A 21,955-nucleotide genomic window follows, 5' to 3' on the forward strand; every position below is an offset into this window, starting at 1 on the left:
AACGGTTTGCATATCCTTACGCAAGCGGAAATCCGGCTCCTGAAACGTAATTTCATTTAAGCTGAAATTTTTTGATCTGCCACAGCTTACTGATAAATAGTCGCTGATTCTGGGCAAATGGACATTGCTTGTACCGTGACTCCTCGGCTAATAAATAGGACTTATAAATATAAGGTTTTTTAACCATAGGCTGAGTGTGTATGAACCGTTTTATTAGGGTAGATAGCCAAAAATGCATTGGATGCAGGGCGTGTGAAGTTGCCTGTGTGATGTCGCATAACGATGAGCAGCATGTGCTCGACGCATCGCAGTTTATGCCGCGCATCACGGTTGTCAAAATGAACCACCAGCGCGGGGCGGCCACCTGCCATCATTGTGAAGATGCCCCCTGCGCGCGCAGCTGTCCCAACGGCGCGATTCGCCAGATCGATGACGCTATTCAGGTCGACCAGGCGAAGTGCATCGGCTGTAAATCCTGCGCGGTCGCCTGCCCCTTTGGCACCATGCAAATCGTCCTTTCACCGACCCAGGATGGGCGCGTCAAAGCCACGGCCCACAAATGCGATCTGTGCCACCAACGTCCGGCAGGCCCGGCCTGTGTGGAAAACTGCCCGGCAGACGCGCTACAGATGATGACCAGCCAGCAACTGAGTGATATTGCGCGCACCCGCCGCCTGCAAACGGCCTGTCGAGAAGCGCAGCCCTGGCACAGCGATAGCCGCGCGGCGGCGCCGGTTGCCCAACGCAGCAAGGTGCAGCAGATGGCGCAAACGCCTGCGCGCGGCGAAGCGGACAAACTGAATCTGGCGGCGCGCAAAACCGGCTTTGGCGAAATTTATCTGCCGCTGCAGGAGCATCAGGCGCAGCAGGCCTCCGCGCGCTGCCTGAGCTGCGGTGAGCATAGCGTCTGCGAATGGACCTGCCCGCTGCACAACCATATTCCACAGTGGATCGAGCGGGTTAACGCCGGGGATATCGAGGCGGCGGCCGCGCTGTCGCATCAGACCAATCCGCTGCCGGAGATCACCGGTCGCGTCTGCCCACAGGACCGGCTTTGCGAAGGCGCCTGTACGATTCGCGATGAGCATGGGGCGGTCACCATCGGCAATATTGAGCGCTACATCTCTGATCGCGCGCTGGCCAAAGGCTGGCGGCCGGATATCGGCAACGTCGCGCAGAGCGGTAAGCGGGTGGCGATTATTGGCGCTGGGCCGGCGGGGCTTGCCTGCGCCGACATTCTGGTGCGTCAGGGCGTGGAGCCGGTGGTCTTTGACCGCCATCCGGAAATCGGCGGCCTGCTGACCTTTGGCATTCCGGCGTTCAAGCTGGATAAATCGCTGATGGCCCGCCGTCGTGAAATCTTTAGCGACATGGGTATTCGCTTTGAACTGAACTGCGAAATTGGCAAAGACGTCTCCATGGAGACGCTGCTGAGCGAGTACGATGCGGTGTTTGTCGGCGTAGGCACCTACCGTTCGATGAAGGCGAATCTGCCGAACGAAGATGCGCCCGGCGTGTACGATGCGCTGCCGTTCCTGATTGCCAACACCAAAAACGTGATGGGCCTTGGCGAGCTGCCCGACGAGCCGTATATCAACACCCAAGGGCTGAACGTCGTCGTGCTTGGCGGCGGCGATACGGCGATGGACTGCGTGCGTACCGCGCTGCGGCACGGGGCGGAAAAAGTCACCTGCGCCTATCGTCGTGATGAAGCCAACATGCCCGGCTCGAAAAAAGAGGTTAAAAACGCGAAGGAAGAGGGCGCGGCGTTTGAGTTTAACGTCCAGCCGGTGACGCTGGAGCTGGACGCCAGCGGGCACGTGTGCGGCGTTCGCTTCCTGCGTACCCAGCTCGGTGAGCCGGACGCTCAGGGCCGTCGTCGCCCGACGCCGATTCCCGGCAGCGAGTTTGTGATGCCCGCCGATGCGGTCATCATGGCCTTTGGCTTCCACCCACACGGTATGCCGTGGCTGAACGTGCAGGGCGTTGAGGTTGATGACTGGGGCCGGATTCGCGCCAACGTGCATTCGCGCTACCGCTATCAGACCTCGAATCCCCAAATTTTCGCCGGCGGTGACGCGGTGCGCGGCGCCGATTTGGTGGTGACCGCGATGGCCGAGGGACGCCATGCCGCGCAGGGGATCCTCGACTGGTTAGGGGTAAAAATCACCCCCGCGCATTGACGATACCCGGGCTTCACGGCGTAATATGGCGCGTAAGCGTTATCGCCGTGGAGCCTTTATGTCCCTTAATATCAATGTGATTAAAGATAAAATCCTGTCTGAAAACTATTTCGTCCTGCGCAATATTACCTACGATTTAACCCAGAAAAACGGCGCTGTCGTGCAGCACAAACGCGAAGTCTACGACCGCGGCAACGGCGCGACGGTGCTGCTCTACAACCCTCAGAAGCAGAGCGTGGTGCTGGTGCGCCAGTTCCGCGTCGCCACCTGGGTGAACGGCAATGCCGACGGTATGCTGATTGAAACCTGCGCCGGGCTGCTCGACGACGACGAGCCGGAAGACTGCATTCGTAAAGAGGCCATTGAAGAGACCGGCTATCAGGTCAGCAACGTGCGTAAGGTGTTCCAGCTGTATATGTCGCCGGGCGGGGTGACCGAAATCGTCCACTTCTTTATTGCCGAATATGACGAGCGCCTGCGCGATAACGCCGGCGGCGGCGTGGATGATGAAGATATTGATGTGCTTGAGCTGCCGTTCACCCGTGCAATTGAGATGATTCGCAGCGGTGAAATTTGCGATGGTAAGACGGTGATTTTACTCCAGTATCTGCAAGCTTCAGGCCTGATGGCGTAATTTCAGGGCGGGCTCAATCCGATAAATCCGATTGAGCGTTACCGCTTCGTCCTCCAGGATAGCCCCGGTAAGTTGATGCTTTTTTCTTCTGGGGTTGTACCGTCCATGCGTTACCGCGTTCTCCTTTTTTTCTTCTGCATCGGGATGCTCCCGACGTCGTTGACGTGGGCGGCCCCGACGCAACAGCGCTTTTCCGACTGGTTAGTCACCTGTAATAACCAGAATTTCTGCGTGACCCGCAACGTGGGCCTGCACTACGGGCTGGTGATGACCCTCAGCCGCAGCGCGGGGGCGCATACCGACGCCCAGCTGCGTATTGAGCTGGGCGGGCTGGTCAACCCGGTGGCCGCGGTCCCGGCGATCGAACCCCGGCTGCTGCTGGACGGTAAGCCGTTAAAACTCAGCGGTGAGCGCTGGAAAGTGCAGCCGAAGCTGCTATCGACCGGCGATAGCGTGACGATTGACGCCTTCCTGCAGCAAATTCAGGATGCCCAGGCCATTACGCTGTCGAAGGGCGTGCAGGTGATGTCGCTACAGGGGCTGAAGGCCGCGCTGCTGTTTATCGACGCCCAGCAAAAGCGCGTGGGCAATGAAACCGCGTGGATCCGCAAAGGCGACGAGCCGCCGCTGAGCGTGCCGCCCGCCCCGGCGCTGAAGCCCGTCGCGAAAGTGAATCCGGTGCCAACGCCGCTCGGGCGTGACGAATATAACGATCTGATCGATTTTGCCACCTGGCGGATGAACAACGTGCAGTGCTCGCTGGATCCGCTGCGTCGCGAAGTGTGGGTCACGGCGTTAACCGACGATAAGGCGCTGATCATGACCAGCTGTGAATCCGGCGCCTATAACACCTTCTATCGCGCCTGGCTGGTGTCGCGTAAAAAACCGTTCGCCACCACGCCGATTCGCCTGCGTCTGCCGTTCCTGCCCACCGGTAAAGAGGGGCGAGATATTGAGCTGGTGAATTTGACCTTCAACGAGCATACGCGGGAACTGGTGACGCTTGAGAAAGGACGCGGCCTTGGCGACTGCGGCGTGCAGACGCGCTGGCGCTTCGACGGCCAGCGTTTCCGCCTGGCGCGTTATGCCGCGCAGCCCGAGTGCGATAACTGGCAGGGCGCGGACGCCTGGGCCACCCAGTGGGTCTCCGGTTAAGACTTCTTCTCTTCCTCCCGGCGCGTCACCCGGCGCGCCGACCACGCTTTCACCTCCCCCATGTCACTTTGGTTATGGCAGACATAACAAAAAAGCATATCTGGAAATCATGATCTTACTATCGATAGTTGATAACATGGGCGACATAAATAAATAACAAAGCAAGGCGTGTTCGCAAGAGTATGGCGGCCTTCAAAGTTTACCGGGCGGCCACAGGCGATACTAGGCGCTTCCTTCGGGAGTGCATCAGGACGTAATTGCGCTTCACCCTTTTAGTTTGATACGTGAAAGGAACCCTAAATGGACGACCAATTAAAACAAAGTGCCCTCGATTTCCATGAATTCCCCATCCCAGGAAAAATTCAGGTAGCGCCCACCAAGCCTCTCGCCACGCAACGCGATCTCGCGCTGGCCTATTCACCGGGCGTGGCCGCACCGTGTCTGGAGATCGAAAAAGATCCGCTGGCGGCCTATAAATATACGGCGCGCGGTAACCTGGTGGCGGTGGTGTCCAACGGTACCGCGGTGCTGGGCTTAGGCAATATCGGCGCGCTGGCCGGTAAGCCGGTGATGGAAGGCAAGGGCGTTTTGTTCAAGAAATTCGCCGGTATCGACGTTTTCGATATCGAAGTGGATGAAACCAACCCGGACAAATTTATCGATGTGGTGGCGGCGCTGGAGCCGACCTTTGGCGGCATCAACCTCGAAGACATTAAAGCGCCGGAATGTTTCTACATTGAGCAGCAGCTGCGCGAGCGCATGAACATTCCTGTGTTCCACGACGATCAGCACGGTACCGCGATTATCAGCACGGCGGCGATCCTCAACGGCCTGCGGGTGGTGGAGAAAAATATCTCCGACGTTCGCATGGTAGTCTCCGGCGCGGGCGCGGCGGCGATTGCCTGTATGAACCTGCTGGTGGCGCTGGGGATGCAGAAACACAATATTGTGGTCTGCGACTCGAAGGGCGTTATCTACGAAGGCCGCGAGCCGAACATGGCGGAAACCAAAGCCGCCTACGCGGTGAAGGATGACGGCAAGCGTACGCTGGATGACGTGATCGCCGACGCCGACATCTTCCTCGGCTGCTCCGGCCCGAAAGTGCTGACCCAGGAGATGGTACAGAAGATGGCCCGCGCGCCGATGATCCTCGCGCTGGCCAACCCGGAGCCGGAAATTCTGCCGCCGCTGGCAAAAGAGGTGCGCCCGGACGCCATTATCTGCACCGGCCGCTCCGACTACCCGAACCAGGTCAACAACGTGCTGTGCTTCCCGTTCATCTTCCGCGGCGCGCTGGACGTGGGCGCCACGGCGATTAACGAAGAGATGAAGCTGGCAGCGGTGCACGCAATCGCCGAACTGGCTCACGCCGAACAGAGCGAAGTGGTGGCCTCCGCCTACGGCGACCAGGACCTGAGCTTCGGCCCGGACTACATTATTCCGAAACCGTTCGATCCACGCCTGATCGTCAAGATCGCCCCGGCCGTAGCGAAGGCGGCAATGGACTCCGGCGTGGCGAAGCGTCCGATTAGCGATTTTGATGCCTATATCGAAAAACTGAGCGAGTTTGTCTACAAGACCAACCTGTTCATGAAGCCGATCTTCTCCCAGGCGCGTAAAGAGCCGAAACGCATCGTGCTGGCGGAAGGCGAGGAGAACCGCGTACTGCATGCCACTCAGGAGCTGATTACCCTGGGGCTGGCGAAACCGATTCTGATTGGCCGCCCGAGCGTTATCGAGATGCGCCTGCAGAAGCTGGGCCTGCAAATTAAGCCGGGCGTCGACTTTGAAATCGTCAATAACGAATCTGACCCGCGCTTTAAAGAGTACTGGCAGGAATACTACAGCCTGATGAAGCGTCGCGGCATCACTCAGGAGCAGGCACAGCGCGAGATGCGCAGCAACACCACCGCCATCGGTGCAATCATGGTGCAGCGTGGGGAAGCGGACGGCATGATTTGCGGCACCATCGGCGATTATCACGAGCATTTCAGCGTGATTAATCCGGTGTTCGGCTACCGCGACGGCCTGCATACCGCCGGGGCGATGAACGCGCTGCTGCTGCCAAGCGGCAACACCTTTATCGCTGATACCTACGTCAACAACGATCCGACGCCGGAGCAAATTGCCGAAATCACGCTGATGGCGGCGGAAAGCGTGCGTCGTTTTGGGATCGAGCCGCGCGTGGCGCTGCTGTCGCACTCGAACTTTGGCTCCTCCAACTGCCCGTCGGCCAGCAAAATGCGCGATGCGCTGGAGCTGGTGAAAGCACGCGCGCCGGAGCTGATGATTGATGGTGAAATGCACGGCGACGCCGCGCTGGTGGAGAGCATCCGTCACGACCGTATGCCGGATAGCCCGCTGAAAGGCTCGGCGAATATCCTGGTGATGCCGAATATGGAAGCCGCGCGTATCAGCTATAACCTGCTGCGCGTCTCCAGCTCGGAAGGGGTGACCGTTGGGCCGGTGCTGATGGGGGTATCGAAACCGGTACATATCCTGACGCCGATTGCTTCCGTGCGCCGCATCGTCAATATGGTGGCGCTGGCGGTGGTTGAAGCGCAGACCCAGCCGCTGTAACCATGTAGCCCGGGTGAGGCGTTTACGCCGACCCCGGGATGGCTCCGAGCTGCCCCGGCGGCGCTTCGCTTGGCCGGGCTACAGGAGCCAGTCTTTCACTTTGATAAATTCGCTTAGCGCTGCTTCCGGGCTGTTTTCATCCGGCTGATAGTTATACTCCCAGCGCACCAGCGGCGGCATCGACATTAATATCGACTCTGTACGCCCACCGGTTTGCAGGCCGAACAGCGTGCCTCTGTCCCACACCAGATTAAACTCTACGTAGCGGCCACGGCGGTAGAGCTGGAAATCTCGCTCGCGCTCACCGTAGGCGATATCTTTACGGCGCTCGACGATCGGCAGATAGGCGTCGGTAAAACCTTTCCCCACCGCCTGCATAAAGCTGAAGCAATGGTCGAAGTCTGGCGTGTTGAGGTCGTCAAAGAACAGGCCGCCAATGCCGCGCTGTTCATTGCGGTGCTTCAGATGGAAGTAGTCGTCGCACCACTTTTTGTAGCGCGGGTAGACGTCGTCGCCAAACGGCTGACACAGATTGCGCGCGACGGTATGCCAGTGAACGGCGTCTTCGTGAAAACCGTAGTAGGGGGTTAAATCAAAACCACCGCCAAACCACCACACCGGCTCCGCGCCGGGCTTTTCGGCAATGAAGAAGCGCACGTTGGCGTGGCTGGTGGGCACATACGGATTGCGCGGGTGGATAACCAGCGAAACGCCCATGGCCTCGAAGCTGCGGCCAGCCAGCTCCGGGCGGTGCGCTGTGGCGGAAGCGGGCATCGCGTCGCCGTGCACGTGGGAAAAGTTAACGCCCGCTTGTTCAAACAGCGCGCCGTCGCGCAGCACCCGGCTGCGACCGCCGCCGCCGGCTTCGCGCTGCCAGCTATCTTCAACAAACGCGCTGCCGTCGAGCTGCTCAAGCTGCCGACAAATATCGTCCTGTAGCCCGAGCAGAAAGGCTTTGACCTGCTCTACGTTAATCGTCATCAGCGTCGCTTCGCGTGGGCTTTCTGGTTATCGAACCAGTGGAAATAGCTGATAATGCCGGAAGCAATGGCATTGGCGATTTTCTGGCGGAACGCGGCGGTACCCAGCAGCTTCTCCTCGCCGGGGTTGGTGATAAACGAGGTTTCCACCAGCACCGACGGGATCGACGGTGATTTCAGCACCACGAAGGCCGCCTGTTCGGTGCTGCGGCTGTGCAGCTTATGCACCGGCTTAATTTTTTTCAGCACGTGCGAACCGAGGGTGAGGCTATTTTTAATGGTGTCGGTCTGGACCAGATCGAACAGCACCTGCTGCAACAGATGGTCTTTATCCTTGGCCTTTTTGCCCGCCAGCTCATCGGCGGCGTTCTCGCGATCCGACAGGTATTTCGCCATGGCGCTACTGGCCCCGCGATTGGAAAGGGCAAACACCGAGGCGCCCGCCGCGGACGGGTTGGTAAAGCCGTCGGCGTGGATGGACATAAACAGGTCTGCGCCGTGCTTGTGCGCGATCTCCACCCGGTCGTACAGCGGGATAAAGGTATCGCCCGAGCGCGTCAGTTTGGCGTCGATTCCGTTTTTCTGCAAAATAGCGCGCACGTTTTTGGCAATCGCCAGCACGACGTGCTTTTCTTTGGAGCCGTTATGGCCAATTGCGCCGGTATCAATACCGCCGTGGCCCGGGTCCAGCATCACCAGCCGGCGACTCGACGATTTTTTTGCCGGTTTACTGTGCCCATTGCTGGTTTTTAAGGTGGTTTCTTTCGCGGCTGCCTGAGACGCGATTCCCGACAGCGTGAGCGCAGCCAATCCGGCTTTTAGCGCCTGGCGGCGCGAAGTCAGTATTTTTAAAGGTTTAAACGTGCTCATTCCGGCCTGAGTTGTAAAAACAAGAATCTGTATGTTATATCGTATCGCGATTTTCGTTACGACTGTTCGTGATAAGAATTGTTTTACTTTTCATTTCAATACGTGTCTGTACCTTATTATGCCATTTTTTTCACTGTGCCGCGTCAGATATTGGCTAAATTGGCCGTTCACGCCATAATCACTGTTTTTAAACCTGAAAAGGTGGGTAATACCATGGAGATACGCGTTTTTCGCCAGTCGGACTTTGAAGAGGTCATCACCCTGTGGGAGCGATGCGATCTGCTGCGACCATGGAACGACCCGGAAATGGATATTGAACGTAAGGTGAATCACGACGTCAGCCTGTTTCTGGTGGCGGAAGTGAACGGCGAAGTGGTGGGCACCATTATGGGCGGCTACGACGGCCATCGCGGCTCGGCCTACTATCTGGGCGTGCACCCGGAGTATCGCGGGCGCGGCATTGCCAACGCCTTGCTCAACCGGCTGGAGAAAAAACTGATTGCCCGCGGCTGTCCGAAAATCAACATCATGGTGCGTGAAGAAAACGACGTGGTGCTGGGGATGTACGAGCGTCTTGGCTATGAGCACGCCGACGCCCAAAGCTTAGGAAAGCGCCTGATCGAAGATGAAGAGTACTGATTTCTCCCCCGCCCACTACGATCCGCAGGGTCGCCTGCGTCTGCCGTTTCTGTTCTGGTGCCTGCTGTTGTTGCAGGCGCGGACGTGGGTGTTGTTTCTGATGGCGGGCGCGTCGCGCGATCAAGGTGACGCTCTGCTGAATCTGTTCTATCCCGACCACAGCCTGTTCTGGATTGGTCTGCTGCCCGGCGTACCGGCGGTGCTGGCATTCCTGCTCAGCGGGCGGCGGCATGTCTACCCGCGCTTATGGCGCCTTCTTCACCCGGCACTGATAGTGGCTCAGCTGATTTTGCTGCTGTGGCAGCCGTGGCTATGGCTGAACGGCGAGTCGTTATCCGGCGTGGGATTAAGCCTGTTTGTGCTCGATATTTATGCCTTGTGGTGGCTACTGAGCAATCGACGTTTACGCGCCTGTTTTCGCGATGTCACAGATTGAACGGCACTTTTTGTGTTTACTGGACTCCAATAGGCCTGACTTGAATTTATAGGACGTATTAATGAAATCGCTGCGTTTACTCTTGTGTGCTCTGCCGCTGGCGCTGACCGGCTGCTCAACGCTGTCGTCGGTTAACTGGTCGGCGGCCTATCCGTGGAACTGGTTTGGTTCGTCTGCGGGCGTTACCGAGCAGGGGGTGGGCGGTATTACCGGCACGACGGCGCTGAGCGAGCAGGCGATTAGCGACGCGCTGGGCGGCGATTACCGCCTGCGCAGCGGCATGAAAGCGCACGATGGCAATATCGTTCACTATTTTGAAGCGCTCCGTGGCGACACGCTGGCGATGGTTATCAACGGCGACAGCGGCACCGTTAGCCGCGTTGATGTGCTGGATGACGAGATAACCGCCGTCGACGGCGCGAAGATTGGCGCGCCGTTCAACACGCTCTACGACAAAGCCTATGGCCACTGCCAGGCAGCCACTAGCGACGAGAGCAACGTCGTAGAGTGTAAAGCCAAAGACAGCCAGCATATCAGCTACCAGTTCTCCGGTAGCTGGCAGGGGCCGCAGGGACTGATGCCGCCGGACGATACCCTGAAAAACTGGACGCTATCGAAAATTATCTGGCGACGCTAATTTTGTCGTCGAATTGACCCGCTTCAGCGAAAAGCGAGTACAATGTGTGAGGTTTTTATATGCCACGACGTCGTGGCATTTTATTTCAGGAGGAGCGATGTCTCAGGTTCAGAGCGGCATTTTGCCGGAACATTGCCGCGCGGCGATTTGGATTGAAGCCAATGTGAAAGGGGACGTTAATGCCCTGCGTGCCGGCAGCAAAATTTTTGCCGAAAAGCTGGCGGCGTTTCAGGATAAATTCCCGGAGGCCCATTTAGGCGCGGTTGTGGCGTTTGGCCACAATACCTGGCGCGAGCTGAGCGGCGGCGTGGGCGCTGAGGAACTGAAAGATTTTCCTCAATACGGCAAGGGGCTGGCGCCTTCCACGCAGTTCGACGTGCTGATCCACATCCTCTCTCTGCGTCACGATGTGAACTTCTCCGTGGCCCAGGCGGCGCTGGCCGCTTTTGGCGACGCGCTGGACGTGCAGGAAGAAGTGCATGGCTTCCGTTGGGTTGAAGAACGCGACCTGAGCGGCTTTGTTGACGGTACCGAAAACCCGGCCGGTGAAGAAACTCGCCGTGAAGTGGCGGTGATTAAAGACGGCGTTGACGCCGGCGGCAGCTACGTGTTCGTACAGCGCTGGGAGCACAACCTCAAGCAGCTTAACCGCATGAGCGTGCCGGACCAGGAGATGATGATTGGTCGAACCAAAGAGGCCAACGAAGAGATCGACGGCGACGATCGCCCGGAAACCTCTCACCTGAGCCGCGTGGATCTGAAAGAAGACGGCAAAGGGCTGAAGATTGTTCGCCAGAGCCTGCCGTATGGCACGGCCAGCGGTACTCACGGCCTGTACTTCTGCGCCTACTGTGCGCGTTTGCACAACATTGAGCAGCAGCTGCTGAGCATGTTTGGCGATACCGATGGCAAGCGTGACGCGATGCTGCGCTTCACCAAACCGGTGACCGGCGGGTATTACTTTGCGCCTTCGCTGGATAAGCTGGTGGTGTTGTAATACAGAGCCGCCCCCTCACCCTAACCCTCTCCCCACAGGGGAGAGGGGACCGTTTGATGCGGTTTGATATAACGAAACTGATGGTCAGGTTCGTTTTTCTCCCTCTCCTCACAGGGGAGAGGGGACCGTTTGATGCGGTTTGATATAACGAAACTGATGGTCAGGTCCGTTTTTCCCCCTCTCCCCACAGGGGAGAGGGGACCGTTTGATGCGGTTTGATATAACGAAACTGATGGTCAGGTTCGTTTTTCTCCCTCTCCTCACAGGGGAGAGGGGACCGTTTGATGCGGGTTTGATGTAACGAAACTGATGGTCAGGTTCGTTTTTCTCCCTCTCCCTTTCAGGGAGAGGGCCGGGGTGAGGGTAATTGCGACACCAATGCCTCCAGAATCTTCGCTAACACCGCTTCCTCATTGTCTATCAACTCGTTATTCCAGAATCTCAGCACCCGCCATCCTTGTCGTTCAAGCCACGCCGTTCTCCGCGCATCGTACCTGCTTCTTTCATCATGCTGCCCCCCATCCAGCTCGATAGCAAGATGTGCAGCGCAGCATGCGAAATCGAGAATATACGGGCCAACCGGATGCTGACGACGAAATTTAAAACGCGAAAAACGGCGGTCACGCAACCAATACCATAACCGACGTTCTTGCGGGGTGAGTTCACGCCTCAACCTTCGGGCAAATAGGTTCGTACTTTCCATAACGCCACTTTGTCAGCATCAGTCTGGCGTGTCAGAATCGGGTTAGGGTTCTGGAACCGCGCTTCAAAAAATCTTTCATTTGTCTTATTCCCTTTTCAACTTCCAAATCACCAAACGGTATATAAAACCGTTACGCCTTTAGCACCCGTTATAAATACACTGATGCTCAGAAAGTCCTCACACTATAGGGTGCGCAATGGCCATTAACTTACTGAAAAAAGGATACCTGACGCTGGCGGCTTCCATGCTGCTGGTCGCGCAGGCGCAGGCGACTGAGCTGTTGAACAGCTCGTATGACGTTTCCCGCGAGCTGTTTGCCGCCCTGAATCCGCCGTTTGAGCAGCAGTGGGCGCAAGAGAATGGCGGCGACAAGCTGACCATCAAGCAGTCGCACGCCGGTTCTTCCAAACAGGCGCTGGCGATTCTGCAGGGCTTAAAAGCAGACGTTGTAACTTATAACCAGGTGACCGACGTGCAGATCCTGCACGACAGAGGCAAGCTGATCCCCGCAGACTGGCAGTCGCGTTTGCCAAATAACAGCTCGCCGTTCTACTCGACCATGGCCTTCCTGGTGCGTAAGGGCAACCCAAAAAATATCCACGACTGGAACGACCTGGTGCGTTCTGACGTGAAGCTGATTTTCCCGAACCCGAAAACCTCCGGCAACGCGCGCTATACCTACCTTGCGGCGTGGGGCGCGGCGGATCGGGCCGACGGCGGTGATAAAGCCAAAACCGAGCAGTTTATGACCCAGTTCCTGAAAAACGTCGAAGTCTTTGATACCGGCGGCCGCGGTGCCACCACCACCTTCGTGGAACGTGGGCTGGGCGACGTGCTGATCACCTTCGAATCAGAAGTGAACAACATCCGCAAACAGTATGAAGATAAGGGCTTTGAAGTGGTGGTGCCGAAGGTCAACATTCTGGCGGAGTTCCCGGTGGCGTGGGTCGATAAAAACGTCAAGGCCAACGGTACGGAGAAGGCGGCGAAAGCCTACCTCAACTATCTCTATAGCCCGCAGGCGCAGACCATCATCACCGACTACTACTACCGCGTGAACAACCCGCAGGTGATGGACAAGCTGAAAGACAAATTCCCGCAGACCGAACTGTTCCGCGTGGAAGATCAGTTTGGCGGCTGGCCTGATGTCATGAAAACCCATTTCGCCAGCGGTGGCGAGTTAGACAAGCTGTTAGCGGCGGGGCGTAAGTAATGTTTGCAGTTTCTTCCAGACGCGTGCTGCCGGGCTTTACCCTGAGCCTCGGCACCAGTCTGCTGTTTGTCTGTTTGATTCTGCTGCTGCCGCTCAGCGCGCTGGTGATGCAGCTTTCTGAGATGAGCTGGTCGCAGTACTGGGAAGTGATCACCAACCCGCAGGTGGTAGCGGCCTACAAGGTCACGCTGCTGTCGGCGTTTGTGGCCTCGATTTTTAACGGCGTTTTCGGCCTGCTGATGGCGTGGATTTTAACCCGCTATCGTTTCCCGGGCCGCACGCTGCTCGATGCGCTGATGGATTTGCCGTTTGCGCTGCCAACGGCGGTGGCGGGCCTGACGCTGGCGTCGCTGTTCTCGGTGAACGGCTTCTACGGCGAGTGGCTGGCAAAATTTGATATCAAGGTGACCTACACCTGGATCGGTATTGCGGTGGCGATGGCTTTTACCAGCATCCCGTTTGTGGTGCGTACCGTGCAGCCGGTGCTGGAAGAGTTAGGCCCGGAATATGAAGAAGCCGCGGAAACGCTGGGCGCCACGCGCTGGCAAAGCTTCCGTAAAGTGGTGCTGCCGGAGCTGTCGCCTGCGCTGCTGGCGGGCGTGGCGCTGTCGTTTACCCGCAGCCTCGGCGAATTTGGCGCGGTGATTTTTATCGCCGGCAACATCGCGTGGAAGACGGAAGTGACTTCGCTGATGATCTTTATTCGTCTGCAGGAGTTTGATTATCCGGCGGCGAGCGCGATTGCCTCGGTGATCCTGGCGGCCTCTCTGCTGCTGCTGTTCTCTATCAATACCTTGCAAAGTCGCTTTGGTCGACGTGTGGTAGGTCATTAATGGCGGAAGTGACTCAATTGAAGCGTTATGACGCGCCCCGCGTGAACTGGGGGAAATGGTTTTTGATTGGTACCGGGGTACTGGTTTCGGCCTTTATCCTGCTGGTGCCGATGATTTATATCTTCGTCCAGGCGTTCAGCAAAGGGCTGATGCCGGTGCTGCAAAATCTGGCCGATCCGGACATGCTGCACGCCATCTGGCTGACGGTGATGATTGCACTGATTACCGTGCCGGTGAACCTGGTGTTCGGCGTGCTGCTGGCCTGGCTGGTGACGCGCTTTAACTTCCCGGGCCGCCAGCTGCTGCTGACGCTGCTGGATATCCCGTTCGCGGTATCGCCGGTCGTCGCCGGCCTGGTGTATCTGCTGTTTTACGGCTCTAACGGCCCACTGGGTGGCTGGCTGGAGGCGCATGACCTGCAAATTATGTTTGCCTGGCCGGGCATGGTGCTGGTGACCATCTTCGTGACCTGCCCGTTTGTGGTGCGCGAGCTGGTGCCGGTGATGCTGAGCCAGGGCAGCCAGGAGGATGAAGCAGCGATTCTGCTCGGCGCATCCGGCTGGCAGATGTTCCGCCGCGTCACCTTGCCGAATATTCGCTGGGCGCTGCTGTACGGCGTGGTGCTGACCAACGCCCGCGCCATCGGCGAGTTTGGCGCCGTGTCGGTGGTCTCCGGCTCGATTCGCGGCGAGACCCTGTCGTTACCGTTACAGATTGAACTGCTGGAGCAGGATTACAACACCGTCGGCTCTTTCACCGCCGCGGCGCTGCTGACCCTGATGGCGATTCTGACCTTGTTTTTAAAGAGTGCGTTGCAGTGGCGTTTGCATAATCAGGAAAAACGCGCGCAACAGGAGGGAAATCATGAGCATTGAGATTGCCAATATTAAGAAATCTTTTGGTCGCACCCAGGTGCTGAATGATATCTCTCTGGATATCCCTTCCGGCCAGATGGTGGCGCTGCTGGGGCCGTCCGGATCCGGCAAGACCACGCTGCTGCGGATTATCGCTGGGCTGGAGCATCAGACCAGCGGGCATATTCGTTTCCACGGCACCGACGTCAGCCGCCTGCATGCCCGTGAGCGCAAGGTAGGTTTTGTGTTCCAGCACTATGCGCTGTTTCGCCATATGACGGTGTTCGACAATATCGCGTTTGGCCTGACGGTGCTGCCGCGCCGCGAGCGTCCGAATGCGGCGGCGATTAAAGCCAAAGTAACGAAACTGCTGGAGATGGTACAGCTGGCGCATCTGGCGGATCGCTATCCGGCACAGCTCTCAGGCGGCCAGAAGCAGCGCGTGGCGCTGGCGCGCGCGCTGGCGGTGGAGCCGCAGATTTTACTGCTCGACGAACCGTTCGGCGCGCTGGACGCGCAGGTACGTAAAGAGCTGCGTCGCTGGCTGCGCCAGCTGCATGAAGAGCTGAAGTTTACCAGCGTGTTCGTCACCCACGACCAGGAAGAGGCGATGGAAGTTGCCAACCGCGTGGTGGTGATGAGCCAGGGCAACATTGAACAGGCCGACGAGCCGGAGCAGGTGTGGCGTGAGCCCGCTACCCGCTTTGTGCTGGAGTTTATGGGTGAAGTGAACCGCCTGCAGGGCACCGTACGTGGCGGGCAGTTCCACGTCGGCGCGCACCGCTGGCCGCTGGGCTATACGCCGTCCTATCAGGGGCCGGTGGATCTGTTCCTGCGCCCGTGGGAAGTGGACGTCAGCCGTCGCACCAGCCTCGACTCGCCGCTGCCGGTGCAGGTGCTGGAAGCCAGTCCGAAAGGTCACTACACCCAATTAGTTGTCCAGCCCCTGGGGTGGTACAACGACCCGCTAACGGTGGTGATGCGCGGTGACGATGCGCCACAGCGCGGAGAGCGCCTGTTTGTCGGCCTGCAGAATGCGCGGTTGTATCACGGCGACCAGCGTATCGAGTCCCATGAGACGCTTGCTCTGGCCGAAACGGCCTGATAGCTTAATCGCACGTGGTTTTGCCGGGTGGCGCTACGCTTGCCCGGCTTAAGGCCCGGTACGCGCCATGCGACCGGGCTTTTTATTGGACAGCAGAAGTGAACACATTAGAACAAACGATTGGCAACACGCCGCTGGTCAAACTGCAGCGTCTGGGGCCGGACAACGGCAGCGAAATCTGGATCAAACTGGAAGGCAATAACCCGGCGGGGTCGGTGAAAGACCGTGCGGCGCTATCGATGATCGTCGAAGCGGAAAAGCGCGGCGAGATTAAACCGGGCGACGTGCTGATTGAAGCCACCAGCGGCAATACCGGCATTGCGCTGGCGATGATCGCGGCGCTCAAAGGCTATCGCATGAAGCTGCTGATGCCGGACAACATGAGCCAGGAACGCCGCGCGGCGATGCGCGCCTACGGCGCAGAGCTGATTCTGGTGACCAAAGAACAGGGGATGGAAGGGGCGCGCGATCTCGCGCTGGAGATGGCCCAGCGCGGTGAAGGCAAACTGCTGGATCAATTTAATAACCCGGATAACCCCTACGCGCACTACACCACCACCGGCCCGGAAATCTGGCAGCAAACGGCAGGGCGTATCACCCATTTTGTTTCCAGCATGGGCACCACCGGCACCATTACCGGCGTGTCGCGCTTCCTGCGCGAACAGGCTAAACCGGTGACCATCGTCGGCTTACAGCCGGAAGAGGGCAGCAGCATTCCGGGCATTCGCCGCTGGCCTGCGGAATATATGCCGGGGATTTTTAACGCCAGCCTGGTAGACCAGGTGCTGGATATTCACCAGAACGACGCGGAAAATACCATGCGCGCGATGGCGGTGAAAGAAGGCGTATTCTGCGGCGTCAGCTCCGGCGGCGCGGTGGCCGGTGCTATTCGCGTGGCAGAAATGCATCCGGGATCTGTGGTGGTAGCGATCATCTGCGATCGTGGCGATCGCTACCTTTCAACCGGCGTATTTGGCGAAGAGCACTTCAGCCAGGGGGCGGGAATTTAAACCGCAGGTGTATCCAGCAGGTCGGTGCCGTAGGAGTTGTCTACCGTACACAGCCAACGCCCTTCCTGCTGGCGAAATACATAGGTCGCGCGGCGCGTGACCTGCGTCGTACCGCCCTCCGCCAGTGGAATATCCAGTCGGGTTTCCATAATCACCAGCGCGTTATCGCCGCCTTCGATAATTTCCATTCTGCCCTGCGTTACCACTAGCCGATGCTGAAAATAGTCGGCAATGGCGATAAACGCTTTACGGATGTTTTCCTTGCCGCTGACGACCATCCCCGGCTTCACCACCAGGGTGGCGTCGTCGGCGTAATACTCCATCAGCGTGGCGTAGTCTTCCTGCGAGATGGCGCGATCGCAGGCTTCGATAACGGCTTTTAATGATGATGCAGGCATGTATTCTCCCTATAACCGTGTGTGGTCCCGGTGGCGCTGCGCCGTAGACGAATTGGAGGACGACTGGGTCAGCTTATCAAGAAATTCCCACAGTTTCTGGTTCATTTCACGATATTCATGGGTACGCATCTCATCTACTGAGCGAATGAATGGCTTGCCTTTGGCCTCAGCCAACTCCTGTTCAGAGTGTTGAATCAGTCCTTCAACCGCCTCAGCGGTAAATTCCATATGGCACTGGAAGCCGTACACCTTATCGCCATATTGTACGATCTGACGTGGACAGCCATCACTTTCGGCCAGAATGACCGTTCCGGCGGCTAAGCCCGGCATGTCGTTATGCCAGTGGCCGACGATGAGCGGTGAGCCAAAGTGGCTGAACAGCGGGTGCTGTTGGCCTGCTGCGGTGAGGGTAATCGGGTAGTGACCAATCTCTTTTTCCGGGCTCTGACAAACGGCTGCGCCTAGCGCTTCACCAATCAGCTGTGAACCCAGGCAGATACCGACGACGGTGCGCCCGGCGTCTATCGCCTGACGAATCAACCGCTGCTCGGCTTGTGAATCAAAGTAGGGGCACTCGGCAAGCGTAGTACGTGGCGACTGAGGTCCGCCGAACACCACCAGCATATCAAAGCCGTCAGCGTTGTCGGGGACACTTTCATACCGATAGACGTGAGTCCAGCTAACGTCGTGGCCGCGAGACTCGGCCCAGGGGAGGTAAGCACCTGCGGATTCAAATGATTCGTGAAGCACAAAATGGACGCGCATGGATGTTCTCCTGTCAGAGGCTAAGCGCATGATAAATATCGGACGCCAGACGATTGATGTCGTTGTCGTTAAGGGTTGAAAGGGTGATACGCAGGCCGTGCGCGGGCGCGTTGATGCCAAACGCTTCACCTTCGCGGACCAGCCAGCCAGCTTTTGCCAGCGCAAACGCTGTACGCTGACTGGGGGTTGCAAGCGGTAGCCATAGGTTCAGGCCGTCCCCCTGAAGCACGCCGTCTACACCGTGGCGGCCCAGTGCCTCAGCCAGTTTTTGCTGTTGGCCAGCATAAAACAGGCGGGATTCGGTGAGAGTACGTTGGTAGGCTTCGTCCGCCAGGCAAGCGTAAACCAGATCCTGTAACAGATGGCTGACCCATTGGCTACCGGCGTTAAGCCGTAGTCTTAGCCTGGCTGACGTGGCCGGATCGCTGGCGACAAAAGCCAGCCGCAGGTCCGGGCCTAACGTTTTAGACATTGAGCGAACCACGGCCCAGTGCTGGGTTTGCGGCGTCAGTACCGGATGCCAGGCCGCGGACGACAGCAGCGCAAAGTGGTCATCGACAATAACCAGTACCTGCGGGTAGCGACTCAGCACCTGCTGGATAGCGGCGGCGCGAGCGGCGCTCAGGCTGTAGCCTGTGGGGTTGTGGGCGCGTGGCGTTAAAATCACCGCGCGCGCGCCTTTGGCGAGCGCCAGTTCAAGCTTTTCTGCCACCAGTCCTTCGCCATCAATCTCTACCGGGCTGGCATTAAAACCGCTGTAGCGCAGCATGCTAATGCTGCTGAGAAAGCAGGGGTCTTCCACAACCACGCTGTCGCCGGGGAGCAAGTGCGCGCAGAGCAGGCGCTCAATGGCATCCACCGCGCCGTTGGTCAGGTCGATATCGCCGGCGGCGGGCATGGCATCCTGCATCCATGCCAGCGCCCAGTCATACAGCGATGGAGATACCGGCGCATCACCGTAAAGGCGTGGCGTGCGGCTGATGTGCGAAAGATAACGCGCCAGGTCAGGTAATCTGGTCGTCGCCGGATTGCCGCTGGAAAGGTCGGTGAGCGGCGTATGTGGATTCCCACCTTCCAGTGCTGCTGGCACAGGTGTCTCTTTTACAACGGTGCCGTTGCGTCCCAGGCTTAGCGCCAGCCCTGAGGTCACCAGCCGTTTGTAGGCAGACGCCACCGTATTACGGTTTACCCCCAGTCTTGCCGCCAGTTCCCTGACCGGCGGCAGCGTTTCACCCTTCGCCAGTTGCCCGCTGGTGATATGCTGACGAATACTGTCAAAGATTTCGTTGGCGCTTTTTCCGTCGATCATTATTGACCTATGACAAAATGAAATTTAGCATATGACGATAATAGTGAGGCGCTCGCCCGCTGTCCAGAGTCATAAGGAGAAGGAGATGGGGCAGGATAGTGAAATACAGTCGGTGCTCTTCAACGATACGCACCGTGCGCTGCAAACGGATATCGTCGCCGTGCAGTCTCTGGTGGTTTACGGCAGCGTCGGTAACAGCATTGCCGTCCCGGCCATTAAGGCCCACGGCCTGCGGGTGACCGCCGTGCCAACCGTGCTGTTCAGCAACACGCCGCATTACCAAACCTTCTACGGCGGGATTATTCCCGGTGAGTGGTTCGGTGGTTATCTCACCGCGCTGAATGAGCGCGACGCGCTGCGCGAACTGAAGGCGGTGACCACCGGCTATATGGGCAGCGCAGAGCAGATTGCGCTGCTGGCGCAGTGGCTGAAAAGGGTGAAGATCACGCATCCGGATATCTGCATTCTGGTCGACCCGGTGATTGGCGATGTGGATAGCGGTATTTACGTGAAGGCGGAGATCCCCGAGGCCTATCGGACGCACCTGCTGCCGCTGGCGCAGGGGTTAACGCCGAACGTCTTCGAACTGGCCATGCTCAGCGGTAAACCCTGCGGTACGCTGAATGAAGCCATTACCGCGGCGCAGTCGCTGCTGTCCGACACGCTAAAATGGGTGGTGATCACCAGCGCGCCGGGCCAGACCACAGACAATATTACGGTGGCGGTAGTGACCGCGGAATCAACGGCCATCATTGACCATCCGCGTCTGGAAACGGACTTAAAGGGCACCGGCGATTTGTTCTGCGCCGAGCTGATTAGCGGCATCGTGCAGAAAAAATCGTTGTCGGACGCCGCGCACGATGCGGCACAGCGGGTGCTTGAGGTGATGAGCTGGACGCAGAAATGCGGTTGTGATGAATTAATACTGCCGCCGGCAGGGGAGGGGCGATGAAGAGCTACCGCCTGATTATTCGCCATAACGGCCGTCTGGTGGGCCATTTTGAGACCAGCGGGCAAAATGCGCTGGAGGATGCGTGCGTTGCGCGGGCGATATTTGGCGTGACCGGCGGCTATCAGTGCGAGCTGCTGGTGTCCGATTCCGAACGTCGAATGCTGGAGAGCGGCCCGGAGGGGATGAAAGTGCTGATGCACGAGAAGTGCTTCCGTCCGGTGACCTCGCCGTTGTAACGCGCGGGGTTATATTGCGGATAAAAAAATGGCGCCAATCGGCGCCATTTTTCATGCAGTAAGAATTACTTCTTAATGCGAATTACCGGAGTTTCACCGACGGTAACGCTACCGGAAAGCTTGGTCAGCTCTTTGATCTCGTCCATGTTGGAGATAACAACCGGAGTCAGGGTAGACTTGGCTTTCTCTTCCAGCAGCGGCAGATCGAATTCGATAACCGTGTCGCCAACTTTAACGCGCTGGCCTTCTTCCGCGATACGTTTGAAACCTTCGCCTTTCAGTTCAACGGTGTCGATACCGAAGTGAACGAACAGCTCGATGCCGCTATCAGATTCGATAGAGAAAGCGTGGTTAGTTTCAAAGATCTTACCGATGGTGCCGTCAACCGGCGCAACCATTTTGTTGCCGGTCGGTTTGATAGCAATGCCATCACCAACGATTTTCTCAGCAAACACTACGTCCGGCACGTCTTCGATGTTGACGATTTCGCCAGAGAGCGGTGCAATGATCTCAATGGTTCCGGTGTCTTTTTTATCATCAGAAACCAGAGATTTCAGTTTATCGAACAAACCCATGATCTTCTCCTAAGCAGTAATTTGGGCCGCGTCTCGTGGATCAGCAGATTGTTTTTTCTTCAATGAACTTGTTCACCAACGCCAGCAGTTCGTCCGTTGTTGGTTGTGCAAGCGCTTGCTCTGCTAAGACCTTCGCATCTTCGAAGTTCGTGTTACGGATAATCTTCTTAATGCGCGGGATAGAAATGGCGCTCATAGAGAATTCGTCCAGACCCATCCCCAGCAACAGAAGTGTAGCACGTTCGTCGCCAGCAAGCTCACCACACATGCCAGTCCATTTGCCTTCAGCATGAGAAGCATCAATTCCTAGCTTGATCAAGGTAAGGACAGACGGTGACATTGGCTGGTAAAGATGCGAAATCATATCATTTCCACGGTCAACTGCCAGAGTATACTGCGTTAAATCATTGGTGCCGATACTAAAGAAATCAACTTCTTTGGCTAAGTGACGCGCAATGGTCGCCGCTGCCGGTGTTTCCACCATCACGCCAATCTCAATGCTTTCGTCAAATGCTTTACCTTCGTCGCGCAGTTCCTGTTTGTAGATTTCGATCTCTTTGCGCAGTGCACGCACTTCTTCAACAGAGATGATCATCGTGAACATGATGCGAAGTTTACCGAAAGAAGAGGCACGCAGAATGTCGCGAACCTGGTCACTCAGGATCTCTTTACTATCCATCGCGATAAGCACGGAACGCCAGCCGAGGAACGGGTTCTCTTCTTTCGGGAAGTTCTTGTACGGCAGCTCTTTGTCGCCGCCAATGTCCATGGTACGCACGATAACGGCCTGAGAGCCACAGGCCTCAGCAACCGCTTTGTAGGCAGCGAACTGTTCTTCTTCAGTTGGCAGCGCGTCACGGTCCATGAACAGGAATTCTGTACGATACAGGC

General features: G+C 57.6%; 23 protein-coding genes. 15 read left to right on the top strand and 8 right to left on the bottom strand.

The genetic code is table 11. The features are described 5' to 3' along the window. Positions 1-200 precede the first annotated feature (200 nt). The 4 genes from aegA (at position 201) to maeB (ending at position 6,552) form a co-directional block, all read left to right on the top strand. Positions 201-2,183 (top strand): formate-dependent uric acid utilization protein AegA, encoded by a 1,983-nt coding sequence (aegA, locus tag ACK5JN_RS11050; protein ID WP_416870222.1) that lies wholly within the window; start codon positions 201-203, stop codon positions 2,181-2,183. Between the two features lie 58 nt (positions 2,184-2,241). Further along, the gene (gene nudK, locus ACK5JN_RS11055) at positions 2,242-2,817 is read left to right on the top strand and encodes a GDP-mannose pyrophosphatase NudK (RefSeq protein ID WP_416870223.1); all 576 of its coding nucleotides are present in this window, start codon (positions 2,242-2,244) and stop codon (positions 2,815-2,817) included. 105 nt (positions 2,818-2,922) lie between these two features. After that, the gene (locus tag ACK5JN_RS11060; RefSeq protein ID WP_416870224.1) at positions 2,923-3,972 is read left to right on the top strand and encodes a DUF1176 domain-containing protein; all 1,050 of its coding nucleotides are present in this window, start codon (positions 2,923-2,925) and stop codon (positions 3,970-3,972) included. Between the two features lie 300 nt (positions 3,973-4,272). Continuing rightward, positions 4,273-6,552, top strand: a complete 2,280-nt coding sequence (gene maeB / locus ACK5JN_RS11065; RefSeq protein ID WP_416870225.1) for an NADP-dependent oxaloacetate-decarboxylating malate dehydrogenase — start codon at positions 4,273-4,275, stop codon at positions 6,550-6,552. A 78-nt stretch (positions 6,553-6,630) separates the two neighbouring features. On the opposite strand, the gene hemF is transcribed toward maeB, so the two are convergent. Next, positions 6,631-7,533 (bottom strand): oxygen-dependent coproporphyrinogen oxidase, encoded by a 903-nt coding sequence (hemF, locus tag ACK5JN_RS11070; RefSeq protein ID WP_416870226.1) that lies wholly within the window; start codon positions 7,531-7,533, stop codon positions 6,631-6,633. Then, on the bottom strand, positions 7,533-8,402 hold the full coding sequence (gene amiA / locus ACK5JN_RS11075) for an N-acetylmuramoyl-L-alanine amidase AmiA (RefSeq protein ID WP_416870227.1): 870 nt from the start codon (positions 8,400-8,402) through the stop codon (positions 7,533-7,535). The genes hemF and amiA overlap by 1 nt, the downstream gene beginning before the upstream one ends. 213 nt (positions 8,403-8,615) lie before the next feature. Here amiA and ACK5JN_RS11080 point away from each other — a divergent pair, with 213 nt between their 5' ends. From ACK5JN_RS11080 to ACK5JN_RS11095, 4 genes are all read left to right on the top strand, one after another. Next, positions 8,616-9,041 carry a GNAT family acetyltransferase gene (locus ACK5JN_RS11080; RefSeq protein ID WP_416870228.1) on the top strand — a complete coding sequence of 142 codons (426 nt, stop codon included), beginning with the start codon at positions 8,616-8,618 and terminating at the stop codon, positions 9,039-9,041. Beyond that, on the top strand, positions 9,028-9,477 hold the full coding sequence (locus tag ACK5JN_RS11085; RefSeq protein ID WP_416870229.1) for a DUF2919 domain-containing protein: 450 nt from the start codon (positions 9,028-9,030) through the stop codon (positions 9,475-9,477). The genes ACK5JN_RS11080 and ACK5JN_RS11085 overlap by 14 nt, the downstream gene beginning before the upstream one ends. Before the next feature lie 61 nt (positions 9,478-9,538). After that, positions 9,539-10,114, top strand: a complete 576-nt coding sequence (locus ACK5JN_RS11090) for an RpoE-regulated lipoprotein (protein ID WP_416870230.1) — start codon at positions 9,539-9,541, stop codon at positions 10,112-10,114. A gap of 97 nt (positions 10,115-10,211) precedes the next feature. After that, positions 10,212-11,111, top strand: a complete 900-nt coding sequence (locus tag ACK5JN_RS11095; protein ID WP_416870231.1) for a Dyp-type peroxidase — start codon at positions 10,212-10,214, stop codon at positions 11,109-11,111. Between the two features lie 340 nt (positions 11,112-11,451). Here ACK5JN_RS11095 and ACK5JN_RS11100 read toward each other — a convergent pair whose 3' ends face one another. Continuing rightward, positions 11,452-11,814 (bottom strand): endonuclease domain-containing protein, encoded by a 363-nt coding sequence (locus tag ACK5JN_RS11100; protein ID WP_416870232.1) that lies wholly within the window; start codon positions 11,812-11,814, stop codon positions 11,452-11,454. A 196-nt stretch (positions 11,815-12,010) separates the two neighbouring features. On the opposite strand from ACK5JN_RS11100, the gene ACK5JN_RS11105 reads away from it, so the two are divergent. From ACK5JN_RS11105 to cysM, 5 genes are all read left to right on the top strand, one after another. Further along, the gene (locus ACK5JN_RS11105; RefSeq protein WP_416870233.1) at positions 12,011-13,027 is read left to right on the top strand and encodes a sulfate ABC transporter substrate-binding protein; all 1,017 of its coding nucleotides are present in this window, start codon (positions 12,011-12,013) and stop codon (positions 13,025-13,027) included. Further along, a complete protein-coding gene (gene cysT / locus ACK5JN_RS11110; protein ID WP_416870234.1) occupies positions 13,027-13,860 on the top strand; it encodes a sulfate/thiosulfate ABC transporter permease CysT in 834 nt (277 codons plus the stop codon). The genes ACK5JN_RS11105 and cysT overlap by 1 nt, the downstream gene beginning before the upstream one ends. Beyond that, the gene (cysW, locus tag ACK5JN_RS11115; protein ID WP_416870235.1) at positions 13,860-14,735 is read left to right on the top strand and encodes a sulfate/thiosulfate ABC transporter permease CysW; all 876 of its coding nucleotides are present in this window, start codon (positions 13,860-13,862) and stop codon (positions 14,733-14,735) included. Before cysT ends, cysW begins: the two co-directional genes overlap by 1 nt. After that, positions 14,725-15,819 carry a sulfate/thiosulfate ABC transporter ATP-binding protein CysA gene (cysA, locus tag ACK5JN_RS11120; RefSeq protein WP_416870236.1) on the top strand — a complete coding sequence of 365 codons (1,095 nt, stop codon included), beginning with the start codon at positions 14,725-14,727 and terminating at the stop codon, positions 15,817-15,819. The genes cysW and cysA overlap by 11 nt, the downstream gene beginning before the upstream one ends. 98 nt (positions 15,820-15,917) lie before the next feature. Then, positions 15,918-16,829, top strand: coding sequence for a cysteine synthase CysM (gene cysM / locus ACK5JN_RS11125; RefSeq protein ID WP_416870237.1), 912 nt, complete (start codon positions 15,918-15,920; stop codon positions 16,827-16,829). On the opposite strand, the gene ACK5JN_RS11130 is transcribed toward cysM, so the two are convergent. The 3 genes from ACK5JN_RS11130 to ptsJ are packed head-to-tail and all read right to left on the bottom strand — an operon-like array spanning position 16,826 to position 19,301. Beyond that, positions 16,826-17,227 (bottom strand): YybH family protein, encoded by a 402-nt coding sequence (locus ACK5JN_RS11130; protein ID WP_416870238.1) that lies wholly within the window; start codon positions 17,225-17,227, stop codon positions 16,826-16,828. The two genes, cysM and ACK5JN_RS11130, sit on opposite strands and share 4 nt — an antisense overlap. A 9-nt stretch (positions 17,228-17,236) precedes the next feature. Beyond that, the gene (locus ACK5JN_RS11135) at positions 17,237-17,992 is read right to left on the bottom strand and encodes a type 1 glutamine amidotransferase (protein WP_416870239.1); all 756 of its coding nucleotides are present in this window, start codon (positions 17,990-17,992) and stop codon (positions 17,237-17,239) included. 13 nt (positions 17,993-18,005) lie between these two features. Continuing rightward, on the bottom strand, positions 18,006-19,301 hold the full coding sequence (ptsJ, locus tag ACK5JN_RS11140; protein WP_416870240.1) for a transcriptional regulator PtsJ: 1,296 nt from the start codon (positions 19,299-19,301) through the stop codon (positions 18,006-18,008). An 85-nt stretch (positions 19,302-19,386) separates the two neighbouring features. On the opposite strand from ptsJ, the gene pdxK reads away from it, so the two are divergent. Both pdxK and ACK5JN_RS11150 read left to right on the top strand, forming a co-directional pair. Further along, positions 19,387-20,253 carry a pyridoxine/pyridoxal/pyridoxamine kinase gene (gene pdxK, locus ACK5JN_RS11145; protein ID WP_416870241.1) on the top strand — a complete coding sequence of 289 codons (867 nt, stop codon included), beginning with the start codon at positions 19,387-19,389 and terminating at the stop codon, positions 20,251-20,253. Beyond that, positions 20,250-20,489 carry a cytoplasmic protein gene (locus ACK5JN_RS11150; RefSeq protein ID WP_416870242.1) on the top strand — a complete coding sequence of 80 codons (240 nt, stop codon included), beginning with the start codon at positions 20,250-20,252 and terminating at the stop codon, positions 20,487-20,489. The genes pdxK and ACK5JN_RS11150 overlap by 4 nt, the downstream gene beginning before the upstream one ends. A gap of 65 nt (positions 20,490-20,554) precedes the next feature. Here the strand turns inward: ACK5JN_RS11150 and crr are convergent, their stop codons facing one another. Both crr and ptsP read right to left on the bottom strand, forming a co-directional pair. Beyond that, positions 20,555-21,064: a PTS glucose transporter subunit IIA gene (gene crr / locus ACK5JN_RS11155; protein WP_065355860.1), complete on the bottom strand. Its 510-nt coding sequence runs from the start codon at positions 21,062-21,064 to the stop codon at positions 20,555-20,557. Between the two features lie 40 nt (positions 21,065-21,104). After that, on the bottom strand, positions 21,105-21,955 hold an 851-nt coding region (gene ptsP / locus ACK5JN_RS11160), incomplete at its 5' end, for a phosphoenolpyruvate--protein phosphotransferase (protein WP_416870243.1).

Origin of the sequence: Kluyvera sp. (assembly GCF_047971185.1) — a bacterium.
Classification (GTDB): Bacteria; Pseudomonadota; Gammaproteobacteria; order Enterobacterales; family Enterobacteriaceae; genus Kluyvera.